Here is a 25,599-nt window from a genome sequence, read left to right on the forward strand (position 1 = left end):
AATTTCTACATGTCTACGTTCGCGTGTAAAAATAGTCCTTTTTGCCCTAACTGGTTAAAGCTGTACTCTATGCGCAAGCAGGTGTCATAAAATGAAACGATATCGATGCCGGCGCCGCCGGTGTATAACATGCGGTTGTTGAGAAAGCCGTTGCCGGGGAATTTGGCGTAGGCATAGCCGGCATCTCCATATACTTTGGCAAAGATGCGCAGCGGCAGCTGGTTGAACTTTTTAGGCACGATGGGCAGTTTCAGCTTCACCGCCAGCAGTTCCTGGCGGAGCGTGGATTTGAGGATGGCGAAGCTGGTGCCATCGACCACGTAATATTCGAGACCGCGGAGATAATCGTCCTGGTAGCCTATGGCCTGTTGGTTAATATAGGGCTGTTCCGCGCCGAACTTGGCCTGGCTGCGAACGCCCAGTGCCGCGAAGGTGCGGGGCATCAGCTGCCAGTATTTTATAGCATTGAGGCGGATGCGGATATCATCAATATCGCTGAGGGGACCAATGCCGCGTTTGCCCACTTCACCGAGTAAGCTGAAACCTTTCAGCGGATAGGTCCAGCTGTCGGCCCTGATATAGGTAAGCCTATAGATCAGATCGATGAAACGTACGCTGGTACGGCCTTTTCCGAGGTAATTGGGATTGATGATGGCAATGGAGTCCGCTACTTTCTCGTAATTATAATTGAGTATCACCTGGTGACGGGTGTTGATGGCTTTGCGGTAGCTGTAGCTCAGGCCCACCACATATACCTGGCGCTGAAATTCATCTTTGCGGAAGAACTGTTGTTTATTATTGCTGGTACTGTCGTTGACCTCACGGTTACGGCTATACGCAAACAGGATGCCGAGGCCATGATGAAAATGTTTATCGATATAGGGGAGATTATATTGCAGTGCTACCCTTTGCGTATAGCCAATCTGGAAAGCGGCATTCACCGCATCATTGCGGCCGGTGAGGTTTTCCTGGCTGCCTCTGATACCGATGTTGACGCGGTCGAGACTGCGGCCTTTCTCTACCCACCACTGGTTGAAGTTACGGTCGGCCAGTTTAAAGATGGGAAAAGCGAAAGTGTACCAGCGTTCCCATACTTCAAATACAAGATCGGCGTTGTTGCCGTCCCAATTCTTGACATTGGCGGTAACATTGAGGAAGAGAGAAGTATTGAGCAGCTGCTTGCGGCGCTCTTCCAGTGTTTCGGCGAGGTCTTTCAGGTAGATGGTATCTCCCGGAACGGTACTTATTTCACGCTGAATGATGGAAGTGCGGGTCCTTTTGTTGCCAAGGACCACGATATTCCTTACGATCAGGTAGCCGCTTTGTTCTTTGGTATTTTTACCGGGTGGCGGGATAACATCTTGCGCAGCCACCGGCAACACCAATCCCAGCAGGTACATCATCACCAGCAAGTAGCGACAGTGTTTCAGCATGTAGGTGAAAAAATTATTGATGAGATCAAATATAAAGAATTACATACTGATGTAGTTCATCAGGAGATCGTAATTCTTTTTCACGAGATCTTCTTCGGGCTCTTCGGAGAAGATATATTTGATGACATAGTTAAATCGTTCGAAGGTAAGCACCAGTGATTGTAATTCCTGGCGGTTTGTTTTCAGCAGCACTTCCAGTTTTCCGGTGGCGGGGTCTGTGAGTGTTTGTACGCTGAGGATGGAAACATCGTTAGATTCTGCGATGCGCGCGATTTCGCTGAGGCTGTAATCGCGGGGGTCGAGGTCGAGTGCGAGGATGCCGCCGGCTTCTTTCACCCCATTATATTGCGCCAGCGCGGCGAGCAGGTTATCTTTTGTGATAATGCCCAGGTAATCGTTTTCTTTGGTAACAACGGGCAGCGCCGACAATTTAAAATCGTAGAACAGCTTGAGTGCTTCGAAGAGGTGCGCCTGCTCCATGATAGCGGCTTTCAGGCCGGAGGCATAATCGGTGGATTCCAGTAATACATCCGGATCTTCCCAATCGAGGATAGCATCTTCTTCCAGCAATGCCGCGTACTTGCCATCCACCACTACCGGCAGCTGCGTGAGATGATATTCGTTCATCAGACGCAGCGCCTTGCTACCTGTATCGGAGGGATGCAGGATCGGCAATGAGGATATGAGTTCTTTGGCAATCATTTCGTGTATTCTTACTACAATAATAGCAAAGAATATTCCAACAGAAAAAGAAATTCCATGTACTGCTATCCGGATGCGTTGTTTGCGCATACGGGCAAGTGAATACCGCTATTGTAAATTAGTTGTTAACGGCTGCCGGTGCAGTGCTTTTGAGTTTTTCCAGAAAGGCGTGCAATATCCTGTTAAATTCATCAGGTACTTCCATCATAGGTGCATGGCCGCATTTATCGATAAACTGCAGTTCAGAATTAGGTATCAGTTTCTGGAACTCTTCACCCACCATTGGCGGGGTAATAGTATCATTATTGCCCCAGATGAGTAATGTAGGTTGTTTGATCTCCCGGAGCTCATCGCCAAGATTGTGGCGGATGGCGGATTTGGCCAGGGTGATGATCTTGATGACCTTGAGACGGTTGTTGACGATCTCGAACATTTCATCTACCAGTTCTTTAGTAGCCACTTTCGGATCATAGAAAGTGAGTTCTGCTTTTTTACGGATATATTCGTAATCGCCACGTTTAGGATAGGTTTCGCCCATACCGTTTTCGAACAAGCCGGAGCTGCCGGTAAGGATGAGTGATTTAACAGGCGCCTCGGGATGTTTGAGCAGGTATACCAGTGCCACATGACCTCCCAGTGAGTTGCCAAGCAGGTGGATATTCGTATATCCCCTGGCTTCCACAAACTTGTGTACAAACTTGGCCAGGCCGCCTACGGATGTTTCCAGGATGTTTAAATCATACAAGGGTAACATCGGGATCACCACTTTATTGTACTGACGGAAGTATTCAATCATGTGCGAGAAATTACTCAATGCACCAAACAATCCATGCAATAATAACAGTGGCTCGCCCTCTCCTTCTTCTATAAAATTAAACTTACCCTGTGTTTTGATTTCGTAATCCATTGCCAAATCTTGAAAGTCAATTTTACGCTAAAATAATTCTTTTTATTAATCTAAATAATCTTTGAAGCGTGTCAGCCAGCCTGGAGCTGCTGTGCTGTTTTTTCAAAGAAAGATTGCAGTTGGGTAAACATATCCCGGAAAACGGGCATTACGATTCCAATATGATCCACTGTCCAGGGGCCTACTTTCTCGATATACGGATATACTACAGACTGCAATTTTGTTGTTGGGCTCAACCAGTAAAGCTGATTGGCCATCCACAGCAATACGCTGTAAATTATTATAAATATAACGCTGTACAATAATATTCCCCCCAATTTATTGAGCCAGCCCAACAATACCACTTCTACCATCTTCTGCAGGGCGCGTGCGGCGAGCCTTACCAACAGCACTACGCCGGCAAAAAGGCATATGAAGCACAATACCGGCAGCCAACGGGAATGCATATCCCAATGTTGTTGCACATATAGGGCCGCTACAGTACTGAGTTTGAGTGCCGCCATCATCCCGAGCACCACTGCAACAAGTGAGAATACCGCCACTATCAATCCACGGGTGTAGCCTCTGTAAATGGCAAACACCATGATGATGGCGAAAATGATGTCTATCGACATGAAGAGAATTTGAGCATGTGAGGATGTGAGAATTTCCTGATTGGGTCCCAATCCACAAATCCTCACCTCCTCACATTCGTCAATTATTTAAGAAGTTCCTTTACCATAGCCGAAATGGCCTTACCATCGGCTTTTCCGGCGAGTTGCTTGGTGGCAACGCCCATCACCTTGCCCATATCGGCAGGCGAGCTGGCGCCTGTGGAGGCAATGATATCGGAAAGGGCTACACGTAATTCTGCTTCCGTCATCTGTTTAGGCAGGAACTGCTCTATCACTGCAAGCTCTTCTTCTTCCTTTACGGCCAGATCAGGGCGGTTCTGTTGTTGGAAGATCTCCAGGGAGTCTTTCCGCTGCTTCGCCATTTTCTGTAACAGCTTGGTTTCGTCGGCTTCGGTGAGCTCACCGCTGGCGCCTTCGGCTGTTTTCGCCACGAGGATGGCCGCCTTAATGGCGCGCAGGGCGCGGAGTTCCGCTTCTTTTTTACCCAGCATCGCCGCTTTTATTCCTGCATTGACAGTTGATTCTAATGACATATGGTTAAGTTTAATGGATTATTTTCCTTCAGCACCTTGTTTTTCCTGGAACTTTTTGAGGAAGTCTTTCGCAAATGCGCGCATTTCATCCGCCTGGTCATGGTATTGCGTGGCCCTCACATAGGTATCGGCCATCGTCATCATTGTTTGATAGAAGAAATCAGCCATTTCGTCTACCATCATATCTTTCGTCCAGAGGTCGATGCGCAGGGCGGCCTTCTCGGCCTGATCCCAGAAAGAAACGATCATGGCTTTGGCCTTGATCATCCTGTCTTCCTTATTGTCTGTAGCGCTCCATTCTATTGATTCCGGCACCTTATTGTCGTCCAGGCCCACCTGGATCTTTATGGTAGATGTTTTACTCATGATTGTCGATTAAAGCGCAAAAATAGCTTATTATTTTGTGATGGCCTTCCAGAGCTGTTCTGCGGCATATTCCCAGCTGATTTTCGTTGCTGGCGGCGTTGCGTCAAGGAGCAGCCTGGCCCTCAGTTGTTCATCTTTATACAAGCGGCTCATTTTATCCACCAGGTCGTCGAGATCGGCGGGATCGGAGTACAGTACGGCGTCACCGCCAGCTTCGTGTGCCGCGGCGCCTTCGATGGCGATCACGGGCACCTGGCATTTCTGTGCGGCATATACCGGCAATGCAATACCATCCAGCCTTACAGGATATATCATGGCATAGGCAGCGCCGGTGAGACGCGCCAGGGTGGCCTCGTCGGGATCAGGCAGCCATACCACATCGTTGCGGAACTTGAAGCTCTGCATCGCCTCAACAATGCCGGCGCCCGCGGGATAAGCGCTGCCCGCAAATACCAGCTTGATGCTCGAAAGCTGCCTTTTCTTCAGGGAAGAAAAAGCTTTGAACACCGGTGTAATATTGTTGCGTGGATGCATGGCCGCTATTACCACGAAATATTCCGCGCCGCCGGTAAATTCTTTCTTCACCGCTTCGCGCTCGTCCCATTCCAATGGCTTGTAAAGGTCGCTCACACCGGTTTCCAGGCGATAGAGCTTTTCTACGATCGAGGGCGCATAATCCAGCAGGGCCTTGCCGCCGGTGTGCGACAGCACGCCAATGCTTTTGGCCTTCCAGAGATAGTGCATGATATTTTTCTTCAGGAACTTATGTTCCCGTGGCGATTGCAGGCCTGCATCGAGCAGGAAACTGAGATCGCGCATGAGGATCGTGGCCGGCACTTTGCTGCGCTGCGGTAACATACCATCGAGGCCCAGGAAATAATCCGGCTTGAAGGCCTTCATCGCACGCGGCAGCTGCCATTCGAGCCACCAGTAAAGGTGCCAGCCTTTATTGCCTTTCATCGGCAACACCACTGGCGTTACGTTGGAAGGTAACTTGAGATGTGCGGGAACATCTCCGTCAAAGAAGAATATAAAATGGTGATCCGGCTGTTGCCGGCACATGGACATGATGATCTGTGTTGCCACTGCGCCCGTATCCGCAGGCTGGTCCTGTCGCAGGCAAGCGGCATTAACTGCAATTTGCATAAAGGTTCATTTGCCAGCTTGCAAACCTAAGCAATTTAGTTATTTGGTTATTTGAATATTTGGCTATTTGATGTGAGAATTTAGGAATGTGAGAATGTGAGGATGTGAGGATGTGAGGATGTGAGGATGTGAGAATGTGAGGATGTGAGAATGTGAGGATTTATGGCGGATCTAAGTATCCCTCAAATTCTCACATTCATAAATCCTCACATTCTCACATTCCTAAATTCTTACGGTGTTACCTTGTTGGTGATGTAGAATATCTTGGGCAGGGACACATTGGACGTATTGCCCAGGGAGCGCAGCTGCACGGTGACTTTGTACGTTTTCAATTCTTTGAGATGATTGAGCGAGATGCTGAAAGTAGCGGCGGTATCGTTGGGAACGGCCGCCTGATCAAGGCCAAAGCCCGCCGGGTCCGACACTACGTTCAATGTGGTGCCTACGCCTGCCGTTGGCACTTTGGAAGTGATATGCACCTGGAACGTGAAAGTGCTGTCCAGCGCTTTGTTATAAGCCCCTTCCTCTACTCCCGCAAAATCAAATTTCAAGGCCTCTTCCTGGGTAGACCCCAGGTCATCTTTCCTGTTCTTCTTTTTACAGGAAGCAAATACGAGTACGGTAAATACCAGGCATCCGGTGAGACAGGTTTTCAATAACATATCAAGCGGTATAAGATGGGAATAAAATTATATTTTTTTTACATGCAATTCAAATTTTACTTCTCACATCCAGCGCGTCACGGAGGCCGTTGCCTAACAGGTTGAATGCCAGCACCAGCAGCATGATGGCCACACCTGGAGCCAGGGCCAGTAAAGGATTATGGGTGATAATGAAATTGTAGTTTTCTTTGATCATCAGTCCCCAGGAGGGCTGCGGGGGTTGCACACCTACTCCCAAAAAGCTCAGGCCGGCCTCTACTACAATAGCGGTAGCGAAATTGCCGGCAGCGACTACCATCACCGGCCCCATAATATTGGGCAGAATATGTTTCACGATAATGCGCAGATGGCCATAACCCAATGCCCTGGCGGCTTCTACAAATTCCAGCTGCCGCAACGACATGATCTGGCCGCGGATAATGCGCGCCACCCCTACCCACATGGTGAGGCCCACCGCAATGAACACCTGCCAGAAACCCTTGCCCAGCGCCAGGGTGAGGGCAAATACCACAAGCAGCGTAGGCATCGACCACACTACATTCACGAGCCACATGATCACATCGTCGGTACGACCGGCGAAATAGCCTGCCAGCGCGCCCAGGAGCACACCGATGCTCAGGGAGATGATCACGGCAATGCAGCCCACCCCCAGGCTCACACGGGTGCCTACCAACAGGCGGCTCAGGATATCGCGCCCGAACTTGTCGGTGCCCAGCCAATAAGTTTGTTTGAAAAGCCGCTCCCGGCTGATGTTTTCCCGGAGCTGCGCCCAGGGCGCATGGGTGGCCGTTTTCCGGCCGTACCATATTTCATCCAGCGGATAGCGCTCTTCCTGAGAGGTGGTTTCATCTGCATAATGCTGAATGATCAGTATGCTATCGGCAAATTGCCAGGATCGTACAGGCGTCCACGTTACATCCGACTCCTGGCCATAAAGTAACCGGTGAAAAAAGGATACACGGGGCACGGGCTGTTCTTTCTTCATAGCCAGCATGGCTATACGAAAACCCGGATGTTGCCCTTCTATTTCCAGTACCATACGGTTGGCATCGGGTGTGGGATCAGGCGCTATCAGATACGCGACCACACTGATGATCACGGCGATGGTGATCACCAGCAGTCCGGCCACAGCGCCCTTGTTACGTTGCAGCCGCTTCCACGCGGTTTTGGTATCAGGCATGATGATATCAGTTCACCTGGCGGCCTTTCCATTCATAGGAACCAAACTTCCCCAGCCAGCCGGCGATTACAATATAAGGAATATGAAAAATTTGTCCGGGAATAAACCAGACCAGCAATCCTGTTTTGTTGAAGAAGCGTGCTACCGGCAGCAGGAAATACAGTTCCAGCGTGATTTTGAACAACATCAATATCAGGAACCAGGGCCACCATACCGGCGCAAACAGGGCAACAGCGCCCATTGCCAGCAGTCCCACGTTGAAAAGATATACCAGCAGCAGCACCCAGGTAAGGCGTTTATCTTCATACTTATCCGCCTTCGACGACCAGCGGATACGCTGGTTCATAAAGCCTTTCAGCGTATCTACCGGCAAAGTGCGCACCACTGCTTCTTCATTTTTAAGGTACATCACGCCATCGGGATAGGCGCTGTAAATTTTATACATCAACAGCATATCATCGCCGGAGGCGATATTATCAACCCCTGCAAAACCGCCCACATCATGGAATGCAGCCTTTTCATAAGCGAGGTTGGCGCCATTGCACATGGTGCCGGATTGCAGCTGCGCCACCGCTCCGGTGATGCCTTGCATGGTCATGAAATCCAGCGATTGCAATTTCTTGAAGAAATTATCTTCTTTATAAAAACTCACCGGCGCCGCTATGAACCTGGGTTTGCGCGCTTCGTAAAATTGTACGATGATCTCTATCCATCGCGGCCCCATCACACAATCCGCATCTGTAGTCACTATCAGGTCGCCGGATGCTTGTGAAATTGCTATTTCAATAGCTTTTTTCTTGTAGGAATTCAGCCGTTCAGATTTGTTGAGATGATCGCTGAGCTGTAAGAGCTGGATATTAGCTGCCGGGAAATCGCGGACAATGGCGGCAGTATTATCAGTAGAGAAATCATCTATCACGATCACCTGCAACAGGTGCGCAGGATAGGTTTGATGGCGCAAGGCCTCCAGCAAGGGAGGCAGGCTGCGCTCTTCATCGCGCGCGGGGATGATCACCGTTACGCGCGTGTTGCCCGATGGCGCCAGCGGACTGCTGAATTTTTTCATCCGGCTCCAGCCGAGGCTATACCACAGCATTAATACGCCGTAGCCCAGCGCCAATCCGATCAATAAAATTAAAAAAAAGTGCATCCGGGTTATAGATTATTTTTAATGATATGCCCCAGCTGCGCGGATATCAGCTGGTGCCCTTTCTCCAGTACCAACATTTTACAGGGGAATGATCCATCTGCAAAGCGCTTGCCCAACACGGGGGGAATCACGCGGTCGTATTTCCCGAAGATCAGCAGCGTGGCAATATTATAACGGGACAATAGTTGTTTACAATATCTTTTATCCGGCATCATCCTGCGCATCAGTGTCCATATTTCGTATACCTGTATCCGTTTTTCGGGCTGGTCCATGCGGTGCAAGGCAAACTTGTACACGCTTTGGTTGAGTAGTCCGAGTTTGCGCCATCCGTTCAACAGGGCGAAAAATAATTGCGGATGATGCGTATTGTATTTGAATATTTTGTTGCCCACTCCTGTTTGCGTAACAAACATATGCCAGGGATTGTTCCTGAGGCCATCAGCCGCCGCAAGGATCAGGTGGTTGATCTGCGGCGCCATCTTTTCTACGAGACATAGCGCCAAACGACCGCCCATGCTATATCCTAGCAGTGAGTAGCGTTCTTTGCCCTGTTGTTGCAGCACCATGCGGATCACGGCGGCCAGGTCTTCTTTTTCGAAGGCGCGGCCTTCATTCCATTGTGTGCCGCCATGGAGCGGCATATCCAGCGCCACGATGGTAAAGGTATCGCCTAAAGTTGCCGTGAGCGGCTGGAAGTGCATGGCGGTTTCGCCAAAGCCGTGCAGGCAGATCAGCAGCTGATCGCCCGTACCTTCACAGGCGCCGTGAAACCGGCTCTTCTCATATGACAGATAAAATTCAGGCATAACCGAAAAGGCAACAATGATAAGCAAAATAATTTTTTCGGAGAATGTAAACTGTAAGCGGCTTCCTTCCTGATGTGGCTTTAATTCACTTTAATTAGTTAAATTACAGAACTACCAAAACTCAGATAACATGGACGCAACAGTTGAAAATAAGACGGCGCTGAAAGGCGCAGAATTCCTGGTAAAGGAAAGTACTCCTGAAGAAGTGTTCACCCCTGAAGATTTTTCAGAAGAGCAGCTGATGATCAAAGATATGGCCGATCAGTTCATCAGCAAAGAAGTGACGCCTATACTTGAACGCATTGACAAACAGGAAGAGGGCCTGATGCAATCGCTGCTGGAGAAGGCAGGAGAACAAGGCCTGCTGGGCGCCGCCTTCCCGGAAGAACTGGGCGGCTTGGGTAAAGACTTCGTTACCGCTACCATCATCAATGAGGGACTGGGCGCGGGTCACTCTTTCTCTGTAGCGATGGCCGCTCACACGGGTATCGGCTCATTACCGATCCTGTATTTTGGCACTGAAGAACAGAAACAGAAATATATTCCCAAACTGGCCACCGGCGAGATGAAAGGCGCTTACGCGCTCACAGAGCCAGGCTCCGGCTCCGATGCCCTCGGCGCCAAAACCACCGCCAAACTCACCGAAGATGGCAAACACTATGTACTGAACGGCCAGAAGATATGGATCACCAACTCGGGGTTTGCGGATGTATTTACCGTCTTCGCTAAAATAGACGGTGATAAATTCACTGCCTTCATCGTTGAAAAAGGTACGCCCGGATTCACGCTCGGACCTGAAGAGCACAAGATGGGCATCAAAGGCTCTTCTACCCGCCAGATCTATTTCCAGGACGCCAAGATACCTGTAGAAAACGTGTTGGGCGTGATCGGTAAAGGTCATCTCATCGCTTTCAACATCCTCAACATCGGCCGCCTGAAACTCTGCGCAGCCGCGCTGGGCGCCGCCAAGAAATGCATCGGCACCTCCGTTCAATACGCCGTTACCCGCGAACAGTTCAAACAACCGATCGCCAATTTCGGCGCTATCAAACATAAACTGGCAGAAATGGCGATCCGCACCTGGACCTCCGAATCCGCCCTGTTCCGTACCGCTCAACTGATCGATGATAAAGAAAAAGAACTGCTGGCAGCCGGCAAACCTTTCAATGAAGCATTGCTCGGCGCCGCAGAAGAATATGCAGTAGAATGCGCCATCCTGAAAGTGAATGGCTCTGAAGTGCTCGACTTTGTTGTGGACGAAGGCGTGCAAATCCACGGTGGCAACGGCTTCAGCGATGAATACGTGATATCGAAAGCCTACCGCGATTCCCGCATCAACCGCATCTTTGAAGGCACCAACGAAATCAATCGTCTCCTCACACTGGATATGACGCTCAAACGCGCGCTCAAAGGCAAACTCGATCTCATGACGCCCGCCATGAACGTGATGAAGGAACTCATGAGCATCCCCGATTTCGGCAGCGACGATGAAACCGCCTTCAGCAAAGAGAAGAAGCTAGTCGCCAATTTCAAAAAAGCGATCCTCATGACCGCCGGCGCCGCCGCGCAGAAACTGATGGCCAAACTGGAAAATGAACAGGAGATACTCATGGATATTGCTGATATGGCCATCGAAACCTTTGTAGCCGAAAGCGCCCTGCTGCGCCTCATCAAGCTCAGCGAAAAACAAGGTGAAAGCGCCGCCGCCCTACAGGCTGATATGGTACGCGTTTATCTCTATGATGCCGCCGACCGTATCAACAAATCCGGTAAAGACGCGATCAATGCTTTCGCAGAAGGCGATGAACAACGTATGATGCTCCTCGGCCTCAAACGCTTTACCAAAGCCGATCCGCTCAATACCAAAGATGCCCGCAGAAGGATCGCTGATAAACTGATCTCAGACAATAGGTATAATTTTTGATTTTTGATTGATGGATTTCCTGATTTATGGATTTGATTACAAGGATGTTAATAAGATCAAATCCGTAAATCAGGAAATTTTCAAATCAAAAAATTCAATGCAGTCAGTAAAAATCTTCCTACAGCTTTTCGCAGTAATCTGTTTCCCCTTACTGGCCAGCAGCCAGGCTTCTGTCAGATTGAGCCAGCCTGCCAGAGAACAAAATAATGTCAGCAGCCCCAAACAATTCATTGCCGGACGTACCTGCACCGGTTGCAAAATCACCATCAACAACGACACTGTGCATGTTTATACTACCGGCGCATTTGCTGTGAGGAGAGATTTACAACAGGGCCGCAGCACCTTCAATATCACCGCCACCGATCCTAACGGTGAAACCTACACGAAATCCGTCAGCTTTTATTATAATCCGCCACCAGCGCCCATTGCCACCTCGGCATTCCGTATCGACTATATTGATATCAGCCCAAAAGGCAATGTGGAGCTATCTGAAGGCGATACCCTGCGCATTAAAATGAAAGGTTATCCAGGTGGCAAGGCTAGCTGGTTCGATGATGTTCCCCTGCGGGAGCTGCCGGCCGATCAGGCAGGCGTAGCGGGCATCTATACGGGCATACATGTGATAGGGCCTGAAGATTCGTTGCTCAATGGCAAGCTGTTAGTGCAACTGCGGCTCCCGAACGGCAACGCCGCTTCTCTCTACAGCCCTTACCGCTATACCGTCATGCACCGTGAAACACCACTCACCGGGCGCACCATCGACAACATGACCTATCTTACCTCCAGCCCCGAAGGCGACCGCCTGGGGCCGGAAAAGATCGGATACCTCGATAAAGGCGTATTGATGCACATCATCGGCAAGCAGCACGACTACTACAAAGTGCGCCTGTCGTCCGGACAAACTGCTTTCATTCCCGAACCGCTCGTAGACACCGAAATACCGCAAGAACAGCTGCCCGTCAGCATTGTATCAGATGCGAAAATATGGGGAGACGAGCAATTCGATTATGTGTCAATCGCATTAAGTGACAAGATGCCCTACACATCTACCCAGATCGTATCTCCCGGTAAGATCATTATCGATGTACACGGCGTATATGCCGAGCAGTCGGTGAGCAATGCCATGCAAAACACCAGGGAAATTACGCAGGTATCCTGGGGCAAACCCGCGCCAGACGTGTTTCGTATGATATTGTCACTGAAACACGCTCCCTGGGGATATAAAATTTACTACGAAGGCAACAGGCTAACGGTAAGGGTTAAACGTGTTCCGTCAGATTTGTCTCTGCGCAACCTCACCATCGGCATCGATCCGGGGCATGGCGGCAGTAATCCCGGCGCCTCCGGCCTCACGGGCTCCTCTGAAAAACAATTAACGCTCGTGCTTTCCCTGCTGCTGAAATCCGCACTGGAAAAGGAAGGCGCACGTGTGCTCATCACCCGCACCAGCGACCAGTTTGTAGCCAATGAAGACCGTCTCTCCTATTACCGCAATGCTGATCCCGACCTGCTGCTCAGCATCCACCTCAATTCTTCCGTGAACCCGGTAGATGTAAACGGCACCGCCACTTACTATAAACATCCTTTCTGCGAACCGCTGTGTGCCGCTATCCACAAGCGTTTGCTGGAAACGGGCCTCAACGATTTTGGCAACAACGACGGCTTCAATTTCATTCTTAATAATCCAACTGAATTTCCAGATGCGCTGGTAGAAACACTCTTCCTCAGCAATCCTGCCGATGAAGAGAAAGTGCTGGAACCTGCCTTCCGGCAGCTGATGGTGGAGAAGATCGTGATGGGCTTGAAAGATTACCTGGCCGGAATACAAAGTCGTTGAAACGCGTAAGCCCTTGAAGCGCTTTGAGCGCTTCAAGGGCTTACGGAACCGCAGTTTGCTGCCGCAGTCATTTTAATATCCTCTAAATTTTTTCCAGTACTTCTTTTTGCAGATAAGCAGCCAGCCTGTTGATGGCCGCAGCTGCTACGCTGATCTGTTCTTTCGCCTCTGTCCATTTGCGTTGCTCAATGGCTTCGCGTACGCCAGGAATAGTTTTCACACCATAGCCTGTGTAAAAGCCAGGAGCATACAGCGTGTGCTTGTACCATGCGCGTGATGGCAGGCCCTTGTCGGAAAGCAGCTGTTGCTCGGCCTGGAACAAGGCTTTGTTTACCTGTTCGTTTTTTCCATCAATCTTTTTAAGGGAGATGGCTTGCGTAACGGTGTCCAGCGCTACCAATGCATTTTGCAATGGCGAGAAATCGATGTAAGGTACAGCTGCTTTGGGAGCCGGTGGCAGCAGGTGTTTGGCGGTATCTGTCACCAGCTGGTATTTGTTTTCCTGTATCAGCTGGTTGTCGATAGCGGTGGATTCGCGCAGGCTGGCGGCCATTTCTGTAAGTTCTGTTACATAGCCGTTCACGGTTTCGTACAGTTTGCGGAAGTCGAAAGGCAGGGTAACGGCATCGGCTATACGCAAAGCAGTATGGCCGGCAGTTTTAGACAAGGCTACGCCGTAATCGAAAGTAGGATCTTTGAAACGGCGATACAGGTCGTAAGAGTCGTAGATAGAATGATATTCTCCTCCCGGATCTTCGCCGCCATAGCCGAAATCCAGCGATGGCACACCGAGGTGTTGCAGGAAAGAAGAGTAATCGGAACCGGAGCCCATGGCGCCGATGGCGATGCCTTGCTTCGCGAGTTTTTCTTTTTTCTGCTTAGGTGTGGCGGCGCGGAATACGTCGAGGGCCTGTTTGCGGGCCACTACGTTCACTTTAGTTTGCGGATCAATCACTTCGCGACCTACTTCATTGACAAGCGTTTCCAGGGCATGGGAGCCGCTGGCACCGAGGAATCCGCGGCCATTGCCATCGGAGTTGATATATACCACTGCCTTTTGTTGCAATTCGGCAGCATGATCTTCCACCCATTCGGTGGAGCCGAGCAGGCCGGGCTCTTCGCCATCCCAGGCGCAATATACCAAGGTGCGGCGAGGGCGGTATCCGTCTTTGGCGAGGGCGCCGATGGCTTTGGCCTCTTCAAGGAGTGCCGCAAGACCGCTGATCGGATCGGCTGCGCCATTTACCCAGGCATCGTGGTGGTTGCCACGGATCACCCACTGGTCGGGCAGTTCGCTGCCCTTCAGTTTCGCGATCACATCATAGCAGGGGCGTATTTGCCAGTCGAACGCCAGTTTCAGATGCACTTTGGCTTTTCCCGGCCCGATGTGGTAAGTGATGGGCAGTGCGCCGCGCCAGTCGTCGGGCGCCACGGGGCCTTCAAGCGCCTTGAGCAGCGGTTCGGCATCGTGATAGCTGATAGGCAGTACGGGGATCTTGAGGAGGTTGGTAGCCGCTTGCCGGTCGAGCCTTTTGGCATCGGCCGTAGCGCCAACATCGGGTGTAAGCGGATCGCCGGGATAGATGACCATATCCATGATAGAGCCACGCTGTACGCCATATTCATTTTTATACGGCCCTTTCGGATATACGTCACCGTTATAGTAGCCGTCGTCTTTGGGATCGGAGTAGATGAGGCAACCGATGGCGCCGTGTTCCTGTGCCACTTTGGGTTTGATGCCTCTCCAGGAATGGCCGTATTTGGCAATCACGATCTTGCCTTTCACGCTTACGCCTGCACGCTCGAGGTATTCATAATCTTCGGGGAGGCCATAGTTCACGAATACCAGTTCTGCATTTACATCGCCATCAGCGCTCCAGCAGTTATAGGTGGGCAGTTGTCCATCCTGGCCGGAGGTAGCGTCTTCCTTGAGGGCGGGCTCTTTGAGCACGGCCTTATAGGTGGTGGGGCTGATGAGTTCGAGCTGCCGCTCTTTCGGGATGGGGAATAGCACCTGGTAGGTGACGATATTCGCATCCCAGCCATAGCTTTTGAAGCGGCGCAATATCTCTTCTGCTATGGCTTTGCCGCGGGCCGAGCTGATGTGATGTGGCTGCGACGATAGTTCCTTGATGGTTTCACCGATGTTCCGGGCGCTGAGCTGTTGATCGAAACGGGCTTCCAGCTGGAGTTGGCGGTTGGCAAGGTCGTCGGGGAATCCCAGCATTTTCTTCCCCTGCGCATGTGCTAACCCGCTGATACCGAGCGATACAGCCAGTATGCGGGCGAAATAATTTTTTGTCATAAGAAGATCCAGATATGATGGTTGATTCGGGTTTTATCCAAACAAGATACGAATAGTCCATCATAATGATAGACTTTTTTGATGGATGATTATTGACGAATAACTTTTTGTTATGAAGGATAAATACAGGTTATAGGGCAAACAGTCTACTTAACCAGTAGATTACTCTATATTTGTAAATCCTTTCATAGCTTTAACCCTGTGAAACATTAATATTAATTGTAAACAGCATAGATATGTCAAACGCGATACAGGAGTTTAACGACTACCGCGCCAAGATGAATGAAGTTATATTGGGCAAGCAGAACAAGGTGATCAACCGTTTGTTCAACCTGGACACGAACACGTATGCCGAAGGTGCGTTGAGCACCAGAACGAAGGAAATGCTGGGGCTGGTGGCCTCTATGGTGCTGCGCTGCGACGACTGTATCAAATACCACCTCGGAAAGTGCCATGAACAGGGCATTTCCACGGAAGAAATGTATGAGATATTTGCCGTGGCCAATATTGTGGGTGGCACGATCGTAATACCGCATACCCGCCGTGCAGCCGAGTATTGGGAAGAATTGCAGGCACAGTGATCATTTATTTACAGGTATCTGTCGTAACTTTACAGACTACATTTTACATTAATTCATACAAATGTCAACAGCAACTATAGCTCCGCAGGCCTTAACGGCAAAAGACTTTGCAACGGACCAGGAAGTGCGCTGGTGCCCTGGCTGCGGCGACTACTCTATACTTAAACAGGTTCAGACCATTATGCCTTCGCTGGGTATTCCCCGCGAAAATATTGTGATCGTATCAGGGATCGGCTGCTCTTCCCGCTTCCCTTATTACATGAACACATATGGCATGCACTCGATCCACGGCCGCGCTACGGCCATTGCCTCTGGCCTCAAGGCTACCCGCCCGGAATTGAGCGTATGGATCGTGACCGGCGATGGCGACGGCCTCTCTATCGGTGGTAACCATACCATCCACCTGTTACGCCGCAATTTCGATGTGAACGTGATGCTGTTCAATAACCAGATCTATGGTTTAACGAAAGGCCAGTATTCGCCTACGTCAGAGGAGAACAAAGTCACTAAATCCACGCCTTTCGGCAGTATCGATCACCCGTTCAACCCGCTGGCACTGGCCCTCGGCGCCGACGCCACCTTCATTGCGCGCAGCATGGACCGTGATCCCAAACACCTGCAGGAAATGCTGAAACGCAGCCACGCCCACAAAGGCGCGTCATTCCTGGAGATATACCAGAACTGTAACATCTTCAATGATGGCGCATTTGAGGTATTTACCGAAAAGTCCAGCAAGGCAGATGAAACCATCTTCCTGGAACAAGGACAGCCGCTCATCTTTGGTGCACAGAAAAACAAAGGCATCCGCCTCGACGGCCTGAAACCCGTAGTGGTGGAGCTGGGCAGCAAATACAGCGCCGCCGACCTCTGGGTGCATGATGAAAATGATTTCTATAAAGCGCAGTTGCTCACCCGCATGTTCGACGATGCGCGCATTGAAGGCCATCTTCCGCGGCCTTTCGGTGTGTTCTATCAGGTAAACCGCGCTACCTACGAAGATATTATGGCTACCCAGTTAAGCGATGCCATCGCTAAAAGAGGCCCTGGCGACCTGGATAAGCTGCTCGCAGGGAATGAAACCTGGACCATTAAGTAATAAAACAAAAAGCCCCGCCATCTGGCGGGGCTTTTTGTTTTATTACTTAATGGCCTAATGTGCCAACATCAAATAATACTTTATACAACAGCACGAGGCCGAAGATCACCATGCTGGCGCCGGCAACGCGGTTGAGCCAGATCACATTGGTGAGGGTAAGTTTATGACGGATCTTGTCTGATATAAATACTTTGAGAATATCTGCTGATAACACAAGACTGAGGCATACTCCATACATTACCAGGCGATGGCTCACCGGCGTAGCGCTGTAGGCAATACATACCGGTAACCAGAAGATCACCACACCCGGGTTGAGGGTGTTCATCAGAAAGCCCGCCAGCCATATCTTCAGATAGTCGTGCGTACGGAACATTTCCGGCTTCTCTTCTCCCGTACTGATCTTCACTTTCTTGAAGAACAATCCATAAATCCCCATACAGATCAGCAGGATACCGCCCCCGATACCGATAGAACGGTTATAACCTTCCAGGCCACTGATGAAAGAGGTAGACAGATTACCGACAGATACAAAGAATATATCGCTCAAAGACACACCCAGCGCGAAACTGATGCCTGCCTTGAAACCATTGTTGATGCTGTATTTGATAATGGCAAATATTACCGGTCCTACCGATAACGACAGAAATAATCCCAATCCGAGTCCTGCTACAATTGCTGCTATCATGCTTGCTGCTTCACTGTTTTTCCTGCGAGGAATTTTTCCCAGTCTTTCAGCTTGTCGCCTTTCATTACCCTGGGGAACTTGTTCATGGCGCCTTCCTTGCCTTTGTAGCGGAGGTAGTCGATGAACACATCGTTAGGCAATATCTCTACAAACACATCTTTGAGGGCAGATGTTCGTTCTACGGCGTAATCGTCGTTTACCTCTGCGAGGGTTTGATCGATGATCTCGCGCACTTTGGCAGCATCCACATTCACATTATCGGTACCGATATACCAGCGGTGTGCAAAGAGGTTCTGGTACGGGAAACCCGCTACCGTGAACTCTTTCACGGTGATACCTAGTTTTTTCTGCACAGTATCGATGGCTTTGTTCATGTTATCGATGCTCATGTGCTCTCCGCAGAGGCTGAGGAACTGTTTGGTGCGGCCAACGATCGTGATTTCATGTTCTTTTACAGAAGTGAATTTCACAACGTCGCCGATGAGGTAACGCCAGGCGCCGGCGCAGGTGGAGAGCATCACCGCATATTCCACATCTTCCACCACTTCGTTGATCATGTAAGATTTAGGGTTGGGTTTCACTTCGCCATCGGCATCGAAGTTCTCTTCGTTGAAGGGAATAAATTCGAAGAAGATGCCGGCGTTGAGTACCAGTTTAATACCTTTTGTGCCGGGGCGGGCCTGGAATCCGAAGGAGCCTTCGGAAGCCATATACGTTTCGATGAAGGTGATCGGCTTGCCGAGCAGCTTCTGGAAGCTTTCGCGATAAGGCTCGAACGATACGCCGCCATGGATATAAATGGCCAGGTTAGGCCATATCTCGTGAATATTTTTTACGCCGTGGTATTTGATGATCTCTTCCAGCACGATCTGCACCCAGGCAGGTACGCCGCATACGGTGCCCACGTCCCATTGCCGGGCCTTACGTACAATCAGCTTGATACGCTGTTCCCAATTGGGTTTGCGGGATATCTTGCCACCAGGCTTGTAGAAACGGCGGAACCATTTCGGGATATTCTTCGCCTGGATACCGCTCATATCGCCTTCGTAGTAGTCGCCTTTCTCGAAAAGCGAAGTGGTACCGCCCAGCATGAGGATACCTTTTTCAAAAGAGCGGGGCGGCACGTTGAAGTTAGCCATGGAATAGAGCTGCTTCACGCCCACTTTCTTCACTGTTTTGAGCATATCGCGGGTAACAGGGATATGCTTGCTCGCCGACTCCGAGGTACCGGAGCTCAAGGCAAAATATTTGATCTTCTCCGGCCAACTCACGTTAGCTTCCCCTTCCAGGCAGCGGTACCACCACTCTTTGTGCATCTTGGTATAATTATGCACCGGTACTTTCTCACGATACTGACTGATAAAGTTGGCGCTATCCAACATCTCCTGGAACTGGTAATGGCGCCCGAATTCAGTGTTCTTGGCTTTCTCCAGCAAACGGTGTAACACCTGAAGCTGGTACTGGCGCGGTGTTCCTAACTTAAATGTGAACTTTTTCCTGATCCGTAACGACCGGGAAATAAGATTACCTATTATGGCCATTAATTTTCTATTAAACTGCAAAAATATCGAATAATATTGTCGGTTTCACGGATTTGTGAATTTAGAGCTGTTCTTTTCACAAACAAATTCAAAAATTCTCACATCCATAAATTCCACAATAAAATACCAAAATATCTAAATACCTAAATACCCAAATCATGCTACCTTTGCGGCATACTTCAAGTACGGATAAAAACTACTAGTCCAATGTTAAAAGCAACTTTACTCAAAGCTACAGAAGCCGGCGGAAAAATACTGCAACAATATTTTAATGGCCCTTTTGAAGTGAGCAGCAAAAGCACCCTGAACGATCTCGTAACAGAGGTAGATAAAAAATCGGAAGCAGCCATCATCAGCACCATCCATGAGGCATTTCCAGACCACTTTATCCTCAGCGAGGAAGTGGGCGAGATCAGGAAGAACTCCGAGGTGAAATGGATCATTGACCCGATAGATGGTACTGTGAATTTTGCCAATGGCATCCCCCTGTGCTGTGTGTCCATCGGTGTGGAGAAAGACGGAGAAATGGTGCTGGGCGCAGTTTACAATCCCTTCATGAACGAATTGTTCATCGCGGAAAAAGGTAAAGGTGCTACCCTCAACGACAAACCTATCAAGGTATCTTCCAATACAAATATCGCCAGATCATGCCTGGTAACAGGCTTCGCATACAAATGGGAAGATTCTGTGAACAGCCCCCTCGCCGTATTTGAACGTGTTATCAAACAGGGCCTGCCTATACGCCGCCTCGGCTCTGCCGCCATAGACCTCTGCTGGGTGGCCTGCGGCCGCTTCGATGGCTTCTATGAACATGCCCTCCACGCCTGGGACGCCGCAGCAGGATATCTCATCGTGGAAGAAGCCGGCGGAAAAGTAACCGACTTTAACGGCGGAAAATATTCTCCTTATCAACAAACAATCCTGGCTACCAATGGTCATATCCATGAACCACTGGCCAACCTGGTAAATGGTAAATAATTATTGTGGAACAAGAAAGAACTGAAATAAACGACCTCGGTGAATTTGGCCTGATAGACCATCTCACCCGCAACGTAGAAATACAAAACGCCAGTACCGTATTAGGTATCGGCGATGATGCCGCCGTTATCGACCATTTCGGCAAACAAACCGTGATCAGCACCGATATGCTCGTGGAAGGCATCCACTTCGACCTGATGTACACGCCCCTCAAACACCTGGGCTACAAATCAGTGGTGGTGAACCTTTCAGATATCTACGCCATGAATGCTACGCCAACGCAGATCACCGTCAGCATCGCATTCTCCAACCGCTTCTCACTGGAAGCCCTCGACGAATTTTATGAAGGCATATATGCCGCCTGCGAAAAATATGGCGTTGACCTTGTGGGCGGCGATACCAGCAACTCACAAAAAGGTCTGATCATCAGCATTACCGCTATCGGTGAAGTAACGCCCGACCAGTTCGTGAAAAGATCTACCGCCCAAAAAGGCGACCTGATCTGCGTTTCAGGCGATCTTGGCGCAGCTTATCTCGGCCTCACCCTCCTCGAAAGAGAGAAAAAGATCTTCCTGGAAAATCCTTCTCTCTCCCCCGATCTCGAAAATCAAACCTATATCATCGGCCGCCTGCTCAAGCCGGAAGCCAGAAAAGATATCATCGACTTCCTCCACGAAAGCGAGATCGTGCCCACCGCCATGATGGACGTGAGCGATGGCCTCAGCTCCGAAGTACTCCACCTCTGCAAACAGAGCAACCTCGGCGCCGTCATCTATGAAGATAAAATTCCCGTGGCCCAGGAAAGCCGCGAAATGGCGCTCAAATTCGGTCTCGACCCCACCGCCTGCGCATTGAGCGGCGGCGAAGACTATGAGCTGCTCTTCACCATGAAACAACAGGACTACGATAAAATCGTGCTGAATGAGCAGATCAGCGTAATCGGCTACATGGCCGATATCTCCGAAGGAGTACACATCCTCACCAAAGGAGGCAATAAGTTCAAGCTGGTTTCACAAGGCTGGAATGCCTTCAAGCAATAGATATTTTTTGATTTACGGATTTACGGATTTTTTGATTTAAATCCGTAAATCAAAAAATCCCTAAATTATTTCTCCACGGTTACCTTTATAGTAGGACTATTATGCGTGGGTGGAAGTTCACCCGCAAATACGCAGAATTTCAACTGATAATCACCGGGCTTGTCGGGCATCACCACTTCCAGGCTGATCAAACGCCTTACCATGGCCCTTTCCAGCGTGAGTGTGGATTTCACCGGCGGGAACATTTCCTCTTTCTTTGTAAACCCGTATCCCAGCACCGGCTCATTTTTCCAATCGATCGGAATAGGCTGGCGATAACCGTTCTGCGGTTGCAGGAACACGTTCACATGTTCGCCCCGGTGCGCCTTTATCTTCAGCATGGCGGGTTTCAGCTGTATCAATGAATAAGAATAGTATGCCGGCATCATATAATAGTCCCAGTTGGCACGATGGGTTTTGATACTGTCGCTTACGGGAATGCCCGCCCCTGGCTCAAATACGATCATCGCCGGTTTTCTCCATAATTCCTTCTCCGTATCCCAGAAATTATATTGGCTTCTGCGCGCATACCTCGTATTGAGGCTATACGATAATCCGCCGGTATAGAACATGTACTTTGACGGCAACTGGTAACTGTTCAAAAACACCACTGGCTTGCCTTCCGCACGGGCGGCGATCTTCGCGGTCCACTCTTTGTTATGGTGTATCTCCGGCCTGATCTCGAACTGCGGCATGAAATCCCATATCATATATACGCGCGTTACCAGCACCAGCAATAGCGATACCGGTAAGGTGTACAATAATATTTTCTGGGAGAATCCTTTTCTCACAATAGCCTGATGTGCGAGGATCACGGCAGGCGTAAACAGCATCACCGTCCAATTGGCCTCCACCCTGCCTTTGAAGGTACTGATCATAAAAAATACCAGTACCCCGATGAGATTTACTTTCAGCGCACGCTCAAAAGTATTCTGTATCGGGCAGCGGAAAGCATAATAGAGAATGAGCCATCCCAGCAGCGGACCAAAGAGCAACAGCTGCCCCGCTAGATAATCCAGCGTGTAGCTGATATCATAGGAAGACGCGTTACGGTCTACCAGATGGTATTGCAGGGAAGGGAAACCATGCGTGTACTGCCAGTAGATATGCGGCAGGAACAGGATGGTAGTGATGATGCAGGCAATATAGAACTTGAAAACCCGCAACAGGTTGATGTTAGAGACCACCGTGAAGAACACCAGCAGCACGCCATGATATTTACTGTAAAACATCAGGGCCATGGAGATGCCCAGCAGCAGCGTATTACGCCAGTTCTGTTCAGCAAGGAAAGTGCGGTATGCCCAGAAATATAATGCGGCAAAGAAGATCAGCGGCACATCCGGTACCGCCAGGATACCGCCTATCTGCATGGCGCCCATGGAGCCGATGATCAGGTAGAAAAGTTTATTGTCCTTCGAAGCCAGCAGCTTCGCCGTTACCCAGAGGGTGAGCGTATTCACGATCACCACGAAGAACCTTACCCCCAGCTCGTTGTGGAAGATGCTGTAACCGGCTTTGATCATCAGTGCGATTATGGGAGGATGATCGAAGTAACCCCAGTCCATATGCCGGGAGTACACCCAATAATACGCCTCATCATCCCAGAGCTCTGAAAAGCAGGCCTGTAGAAGGCCCAGCACCAGCCAGCCGAGCAGAAAAAGGTTTTTGTACTGATTTTTTATAAAGAAGCGCTTTATAGCATCCATTCGTAAAACACAATGATTAATCCTGCGAAGATACTGCTATTAAGAGTAAACTACTGTTTCACCGTTTTTGGGCATGACAAGAAAAACAGCTTCACAGCCGGCAGCGATGCGCCCCAGACGGTCGTCGAGGCCCAATGCCCTTGCGGGATACAGCGATGCCATACGCAATGCTTCGCGGATGCTGCACACCTCATTCTTCACACAGTTGCGCACTGCCTGCAACATGGTAAGGCAGGAGCCGGACAAAACACCCGTACCGCTTACATAGCGGTCTTTCTCCCGGATATAAATATAATGGCCTTCGTGGTTCTCTTCCACGGCATCTGTGATGAGGAAAAGACGCTGGCCCATGATCTTTTTGCTGATACGGATAGACGCAAAATCTACGTGTATGCCATCCGCCACCACGCTGGCATATACCTGCGGGTGATCGTAAACCGCCCCTACCAGGCCAGGAGCACGGCTTTCCAGCGGCGACATAGCATTGAAAAGATGGGTAGCATGATGCACGCCTTCGTTAAACGACGTATAGGCCTGTGCGTAAGTAGCGTTGCTATGGCCAGCAAACACGGTGATGCCAGCCTCCCGCAATTGCGCTACCAGTGCGGGATCGCAGCATTCTGGCGCCAGGGTGATCATCTTCACCACATCGCTGCCGTTTTCAAGTATCCAGTCGATATCTTCTTGCGCAGGCGTGCGGATATATTGCGACAGGTGAGCGCCTTTCTTGACGGGATTGATGAAAGGCCCTTCCAGGTGCAGTCCCAGCACGCCGGGGAGGCCCTGTGCCCAGTATTCCCTTACGGCCTCTATGGCCTTCAACATAATATCGGATGAAATAGTAGCCACGGTAGGCATAAAGTAAGCGGCGCCACCGGCCTTGCTGTATTCATAAATAGCGGTGAGTGCTTCCACATCAGGATAGAGCGAAAACAGTTTGCCATTGCCGCCATAGATCTGTAAATCGATCAGCGCCGGGGCCATGAAAGCGCCTTGCAGGTCAATTGTATCGAGGCCGGCAGGCAGTGTGGCGGCGGGCACTACATCAGTGATACGGCCCTGATCCGAGATCACGGCATGATCTTCCAACAGCTGTTCTCCAGTGAAAACACGGGCATTTACGTACGCAGTGGGCATGTCAATAAAGTTTAGGCGGGTACTTCGTATAACTCTAAAGGTAATCCATCAGGATCAGCAAAAAAAGTAAATCGCTGATTTGTATACGGATCAATGCGCACAGGCTCTGTTGCTACGCCTTTGCTGTTGAGTTGTACCACGGCCTTGTCGATATCGTCGACAACAAACGCCAGGTGCCGCAGCCCGCGGGCTTCGGGCCGGCTTACACGCTCCGGAGGAGCAGGGAAGGAAAAAAGTTCTATCACGTAATGCCCGTCCAGCGCCAGGTCCAGCTTCCAGGAGTCGCGCTCGGCGCGGTATACTTCCTGAATGATGGTCAGCCCCAATACTTCCGTATAGAACTGTTTGCTACGTTGATAATCAGAGCAGATAATAGCAATATGGTGGATCGCTTTCAGCATCAGCCCAGGATGGTGAACGCATCGGCGTCTTTGAGGAAAGGAATATTTTTTCTCACTTCATCCAGTCGCTCACGTTGAAGGGTATACGTAAAAATATCTTCGTCGTGAGATTTACGGTAGATGATTTCGCCCATAGGGTCGATGAGACTGGTTTCTCCGCTATGATAGATGTTATTGCCATCGTTGCCTACGCGGTTTACGCCGATCGCAAAGCATTGGTTTTCGATGGCGCGGGCCTGCAGCAGGGTGTTCCAGGCGGTATTCCTTCTTTCGGGCCAGTTGGCAACGTATACCAGCAGGTCGTAGGCAGGGGCGCCGGTTTCCGGCAGGATGGTATTGCGCGCCCATACCGGGAAGCGCATATCATAGCAGATGTTGAGATTTATTTTCCAGCCTTTCACCTGTGCGATCAGGCGCTTGCTGCCGGGGTGGTAGTGCTCCTGTTCGCCGGCATAGCCAAAGAGATGGCGTTTGTCGTAGGTGCCGAAAGTGCCGTTGGGCAGCATCCAGATCAGGCGGTTGAGGTATTGGCCGTTTTCTTCGATGATCAGACTTCCGGTAAGGATGATATTCTTTTCAGCAGCTTTTTTCTTCATCCACTGAACGGCGCTGCCATCCATGGTTTCGGCGAGGCGCTCCGGCGCCATGCTGAAGCCGGTACTGAACATCTCCGGTAAAAAAACTACTTCCGTACGCTCCCCGATGCGGTCGATCTTTTCATCGAACATGCGGAGATTGGCGGCGATATCTTCCCAATGTAATTGCGTCTGTATCAGTGTTACCTTTAAATCTGACATCGTTGAAAATTGTGAAACAAATTTACAGCCTGC

24 protein-coding genes are annotated in these 25,599 nt (G+C 50.1%); 6 read left to right on the forward strand and 18 right to left on the reverse strand.

Going from position 1 to position 25,599, the window contains the following annotated elements; all coding sequences use genetic code 11:
• Positions 1–5 precede the first annotated feature (5 nt).
• The 11 genes from FPG75_RS16965 to FPG75_RS17015 all read right to left on the reverse strand — a co-directional run bounded on the left by FPG75_RS16965 (position 6) and on the right by FPG75_RS17015 (position 9,499).
• Positions 6–1,433, reverse strand: a complete 1,428-nt coding sequence (locus FPG75_RS16965; protein WP_143308107.1) for a POTRA domain-containing protein — start codon at positions 1,431–1,433, stop codon at positions 6–8.
• Between the two features lie 39 nt (positions 1,434–1,472).
• Positions 1,473–2,135: a CBS domain-containing protein gene (locus FPG75_RS16970; RefSeq protein ID WP_161596833.1), complete on the reverse strand. Its 663-nt coding sequence runs from the start codon at positions 2,133–2,135 to the stop codon at positions 1,473–1,475.
• 118 nt (positions 2,136–2,253) lie between these two features.
• A complete protein-coding gene (locus tag FPG75_RS16975) occupies positions 2,254–3,042 on the reverse strand; it encodes an alpha/beta fold hydrolase (protein ID WP_143308111.1) in 789 nt (262 codons plus the stop codon).
• Between the two features lie 71 nt (positions 3,043–3,113).
• Complete coding sequence (locus FPG75_RS16980; protein WP_143308113.1) at positions 3,114–3,656, reverse strand: CvpA family protein; 543 nt, start codon at positions 3,654–3,656, stop codon at positions 3,114–3,116.
• Between the two features lie 83 nt (positions 3,657–3,739).
• Entirely contained in the window at positions 3,740–4,189 is a 450-nt protein-coding gene (locus tag FPG75_RS16985) for a GatB/YqeY domain-containing protein (RefSeq protein ID WP_143308115.1), read from the reverse strand.
• A gap of 18 nt (positions 4,190–4,207) precedes the next feature.
• Positions 4,208–4,555 (reverse strand): gliding motility protein GldC, encoded by a 348-nt coding sequence (gldC, locus tag FPG75_RS16990; protein ID WP_143308117.1) that lies wholly within the window; start codon positions 4,553–4,555, stop codon positions 4,208–4,210.
• 30 nt (positions 4,556–4,585) lie between these two features.
• Positions 4,586–5,701: a glycosyltransferase gene (locus tag FPG75_RS16995; RefSeq protein ID WP_143308119.1), complete on the reverse strand. Its 1,116-nt coding sequence runs from the start codon at positions 5,699–5,701 to the stop codon at positions 4,586–4,588.
• 230 nt (positions 5,702–5,931) lie between these two features.
• Positions 5,932–6,363 carry a hypothetical protein gene (locus tag FPG75_RS17000; RefSeq protein ID WP_143308121.1) on the reverse strand — a complete coding sequence of 144 codons (432 nt, stop codon included), beginning with the start codon at positions 6,361–6,363 and terminating at the stop codon, positions 5,932–5,934.
• Between the two features lie 49 nt (positions 6,364–6,412).
• Positions 6,413–7,543, reverse strand: coding sequence for an ABC transporter permease (locus tag FPG75_RS17005; protein WP_143308123.1), 1,131 nt, complete (start codon positions 7,541–7,543; stop codon positions 6,413–6,415).
• A gap of 7 nt (positions 7,544–7,550) precedes the next feature.
• The gene (locus FPG75_RS17010) at positions 7,551–8,693 is read right to left on the reverse strand and encodes a glycosyltransferase (protein WP_143308125.1); all 1,143 of its coding nucleotides are present in this window, start codon (positions 8,691–8,693) and stop codon (positions 7,551–7,553) included.
• 5 nt (positions 8,694–8,698) lie between these two features.
• Positions 8,699–9,499, reverse strand: coding sequence for an alpha/beta fold hydrolase (locus FPG75_RS17015; RefSeq protein ID WP_143308127.1), 801 nt, complete (start codon positions 9,497–9,499; stop codon positions 8,699–8,701).
• 130 nt (positions 9,500–9,629) lie between these two features.
• Here FPG75_RS17015 and FPG75_RS17020 point away from each other — a divergent pair, with 130 nt between their 5' ends.
• A complete protein-coding gene (locus tag FPG75_RS17020) occupies positions 9,630–11,423 on the forward strand; it encodes an acyl-CoA dehydrogenase family protein (RefSeq protein ID WP_143308129.1) in 1,794 nt (597 codons plus the stop codon).
• Positions 11,424–11,520: 97 nt separating this feature from the next.
• Positions 11,521–13,260, forward strand: a complete 1,740-nt coding sequence (locus tag FPG75_RS17025) for an N-acetylmuramoyl-L-alanine amidase (RefSeq protein ID WP_161596834.1) — start codon at positions 11,521–11,523, stop codon at positions 13,258–13,260.
• 82 nt (positions 13,261–13,342) lie between these two features.
• Here the strand turns inward: FPG75_RS17025 and FPG75_RS17030 are convergent, their stop codons facing one another.
• The gene (locus tag FPG75_RS17030; RefSeq protein ID WP_143308133.1) at positions 13,343–15,565 is read right to left on the reverse strand and encodes a transferrin receptor-like dimerization domain-containing protein; all 2,223 of its coding nucleotides are present in this window, start codon (positions 15,563–15,565) and stop codon (positions 13,343–13,345) included.
• A 236-nt stretch (positions 15,566–15,801) separates the two neighbouring features.
• Here FPG75_RS17030 and FPG75_RS17035 point away from each other — a divergent pair, with 236 nt between their 5' ends.
• Positions 15,802–16,146, forward strand: coding sequence for a carboxymuconolactone decarboxylase family protein (locus tag FPG75_RS17035; RefSeq protein ID WP_143308135.1), 345 nt, complete (start codon positions 15,802–15,804; stop codon positions 16,144–16,146).
• A 61-nt stretch (positions 16,147–16,207) separates the two neighbouring features.
• A complete protein-coding gene (locus FPG75_RS17040) occupies positions 16,208–17,242 on the forward strand; it encodes a 2-oxoacid:ferredoxin oxidoreductase subunit beta (RefSeq protein WP_143308137.1) in 1,035 nt (344 codons plus the stop codon).
• 46 nt (positions 17,243–17,288) lie between these two features.
• Here FPG75_RS17040 and FPG75_RS17045 read toward each other — a convergent pair whose 3' ends face one another.
• Entirely contained in the window at positions 17,289–17,927 is a 639-nt protein-coding gene (locus FPG75_RS17045; protein ID WP_143308139.1) for a LysE family translocator, read from the reverse strand.
• Positions 17,924–19,468, reverse strand: coding sequence for a GH3 family domain-containing protein (locus tag FPG75_RS17050; RefSeq protein WP_143308141.1), 1,545 nt, complete (start codon positions 19,466–19,468; stop codon positions 17,924–17,926). The genes FPG75_RS17045 and FPG75_RS17050 overlap by 4 nt, the downstream gene beginning before the upstream one ends.
• Before the next feature lie 207 nt (positions 19,469–19,675).
• On the opposite strand from FPG75_RS17050, the gene FPG75_RS17055 reads away from it, so the two are divergent.
• Together FPG75_RS17055 and thiL are read left to right on the forward strand one after the other, a co-directional pair.
• Positions 19,676–20,446 carry an inositol monophosphatase family protein gene (locus FPG75_RS17055; RefSeq protein WP_143308142.1) on the forward strand — a complete coding sequence of 257 codons (771 nt, stop codon included), beginning with the start codon at positions 19,676–19,678 and terminating at the stop codon, positions 20,444–20,446.
• A gap of 5 nt (positions 20,447–20,451) precedes the next feature.
• Positions 20,452–21,486, forward strand: coding sequence for a thiamine-phosphate kinase (gene thiL / locus FPG75_RS17060; RefSeq protein WP_143308144.1), 1,035 nt, complete (start codon positions 20,452–20,454; stop codon positions 21,484–21,486).
• Positions 21,487–21,551: 65 nt separating this feature from the next.
• Here thiL and FPG75_RS17065 read toward each other — a convergent pair whose 3' ends face one another.
• The 4 genes from FPG75_RS17065 to FPG75_RS17080 are packed head-to-tail and all read right to left on the reverse strand — an operon-like array spanning position 21,552 to position 25,566.
• Positions 21,552–23,231 (reverse strand): ArnT family glycosyltransferase, encoded by a 1,680-nt coding sequence (locus FPG75_RS17065; RefSeq protein ID WP_143308146.1) that lies wholly within the window; start codon positions 23,229–23,231, stop codon positions 21,552–21,554.
• A 39-nt stretch (positions 23,232–23,270) separates the two neighbouring features.
• Positions 23,271–24,368, reverse strand: coding sequence for an N-acetylglucosamine-6-phosphate deacetylase (nagA, locus tag FPG75_RS17070; protein WP_143308149.1), 1,098 nt, complete (start codon positions 24,366–24,368; stop codon positions 23,271–23,273).
• 11 nt (positions 24,369–24,379) lie between these two features.
• Positions 24,380–24,769: an SMU1112c/YaeR family gloxylase I-like metalloprotein gene (gene gloA2, locus FPG75_RS17075; protein WP_143308151.1), complete on the reverse strand. Its 390-nt coding sequence runs from the start codon at positions 24,767–24,769 to the stop codon at positions 24,380–24,382.
• Positions 24,769–25,566 (reverse strand): amidohydrolase, encoded by a 798-nt coding sequence (locus FPG75_RS17080; protein WP_143308153.1) that lies wholly within the window; start codon positions 25,564–25,566, stop codon positions 24,769–24,771. Before FPG75_RS17080 ends, gloA2 begins: the two co-directional genes overlap by 1 nt.
• Positions 25,567–25,599 lie beyond the last annotated feature (33 nt).

It is taken from the genome of Chitinophaga vietnamensis (assembly GCF_902167635.1).
GTDB classification, from domain to species: Bacteria; Bacteroidota; Bacteroidia; order Chitinophagales; family Chitinophagaceae; genus Chitinophaga; species Chitinophaga vietnamensis.